The sequence below is a fragment of the Moorena sp. SIO4E2 genome (assembly GCF_010671945.1).
Lineage (GTDB): Bacteria > Cyanobacteriota > Cyanobacteriia > Cyanobacteriales > Coleofasciculaceae > Moorena > Moorena producens.
On the sequence record NZ_JAAHIE010000967.1, the window covers coordinates 1 to 2,099 of the forward strand.

At 41.2% G+C, this 2,099-nt stretch carries 2 protein-coding genes and 1 pseudogene; all 3 read left to right on the forward strand.

Annotated features, from left to right (window positions below):
- Positions 1-249 (forward strand): annotated as a pseudogene (locus tag F6K37_RS39535) (glycosyltransferase family 2 protein); the annotation flags it as partial.
- 13 nt (positions 250-262) lie between these two features.
- Positions 263-1,834, forward strand: coding sequence for an MptA/MptB family glycosyltransferase (locus tag F6K37_RS39540; RefSeq protein ID WP_287256726.1), 1,572 nt, complete (start codon positions 263-265; stop codon positions 1,832-1,834).
- Positions 1,831-2,031, forward strand: a complete 201-nt coding sequence (locus F6K37_RS39545) for a hypothetical protein (protein WP_287256728.1) — start codon at positions 1,831-1,833, stop codon at positions 2,029-2,031. The genes F6K37_RS39540 and F6K37_RS39545 overlap by 4 nt, the downstream gene beginning before the upstream one ends.
- Positions 2,032-2,099: the final 68 nt, after the last annotated feature.

Genomic DNA, 2,099 nt, shown 5'->3' on the forward strand with positions numbered 1-2,099 from the left:
TGGACAGTAGAAATGCAAGCCCGTGCGATTGAATGTAGTTTGCGAATCTGTGAAATTCCTGTTGGTTACCGTCGCCGACAAGGGGGACGCTCGAAAATATCTGGTACCCTTTCTGGTAGTGTCCAAGCAGGAACAATAATTTTGATGACTTTAGGTCGTCTATATCTACGTCGCCTTAAGCTTAGCCACGCAGATGGGACAATTGCTAGAAGTGTTGAAAAGGGAATAGGGAATTTCCATCAATCCTAGTTTCACATCTCAAATGAAAACGCTATATATATGGCTTAGTTCTCTACTCCTGTTGTTAGGTTGTATCTTGATTGTGCCTCATGGGGATTTCCGAGAGGTGGGAGCTGTGCCTCGATTTTGGTTAGGTATCAGTGTGATTAGCTTAGGTTTTCTATTGTCTTGGGGATTAAGCGTTTATACTAGATATCCGGCTAAAGTTGGTAACAGCAAACTTGGGATTTCCCAACAAGCAAAAAGAATTAACAACAGAATTAACAACAACAGTATCAAGACAAGACTTTGGCAACAGGTTTACAAAGGATTTATCAAATCTCTTAGTATCAAGTACTTCCGAAAACTCAAAAATCAGCACTCAGGACTAAATTTTTGGAGTACTACTATCCTAAGCAGGCTGCTACTGCTACCAATGTATCCTGGAGATGATGTATGGCGCTATTTATGGGAAGGGTATATTCAAACCTTAGGGTTTAGTCCATACCATTTGCCACCTAATGCTGCTGAACTGATTCCCTACCATACGGAATGGTGGTCACTAATCAATCATCCTACTGTTTCTGCTATCTATCCACCAGTAGCCCAATTAGGTTTTCGGATTTTAGCGCTGATTGACCTTAAGGTTTGGTTGTTCAAAATTGCATTTATCTTAGCTGACTTATTAATCTGTTGGTTACTCAGTCGTCGATTTGGTTATCAACAAGCAATCTTCTATGCCTGGAATCCTTTGATAATTTACTCCTTTGCTGGTGGTGCTCATTACGACAGTTGGTTTATTTTACCCCTAGTTGCAGCTTGGTTAGTCGTTGACAGAAAAACAGAGAGTTTAAGGCAGACAAAAATAACAGAAATAGAGGAAAAGTTGGACAGTGGTAAAGTAGCAGAATACTCCCCATTTACTGACCGCTTGATGTCTTCATCTGATCAATCCCTGACCTGGTGGCACTGGATTGCTTCGGCTTTGCTAGTAGGAATTAGTATGGCAGTGAAGTGGATGTCTTTGCCAATTTTAGGGTTTCTGACCTGGCAAGCTTTCCGAAAAGTAGGGGTAAAACTAGCAATAGTAGTGCTATTGTGCGGTTTCTTACCTTTTGGCATCACTGCTCTCCAATTTTGCTCTAGTGGAGAATGTCCTTTGATTCCTACTGGATCAGTGTTTGTGTCCCATGGTCGCAGTGCGGAATTGATTCCTTATATTGTTAGCCAATATTGGGAACCCTCTCGCTGGGTTAATTGGATTTATGCTTTTCCCCTAGGCTTAACGGTAAGTTGGCTAATTTTGCGATCGCGCAATTTTCAACAATTCACCGAATGGTACTTTTTTTCCCTGCTAATCCTATCTCCAATTATCCATGCTTGGTACTTCACTTGGATAATTCCTTTTGCTGTTCCTTATCGGAATCTGGGAGTACGTTTAGTCAGTATCTCTGCTTTTATTTACTTTGTACTTCAGCATCGCATGGCTTTAGGTAACTACAGCTGGTATCTAACTCCTCAGGAGCGATGGTGTTTATGGTTACCCTTTGTTTTGGGTTGGTTGTGGACCCATTACCGCAATCCTAATGTTGCTCTCAACCAAAACTCAGATTGATTAGCTTTAATCAAAATTGCCTAGGTCAAGGTAAGCTATCAGCTATCAGCTATCAGCTATCAGCTATCAGCTATCAGCTATCAGCTATCAGCTATCAGCTATCAGCTATCAGCTATCAGCTATCAGCTATCAGCTATCAGCTATCAGCGATTAGCGCTACGCGCACGCTTCTTGAGGTGCTATCAGCTTTTGAATAAAACAGGTAAGCATTGCTTTAATCTGAGTTACATCTTTTGAATAAAACAGGTAAGCATTGCTTTAATCT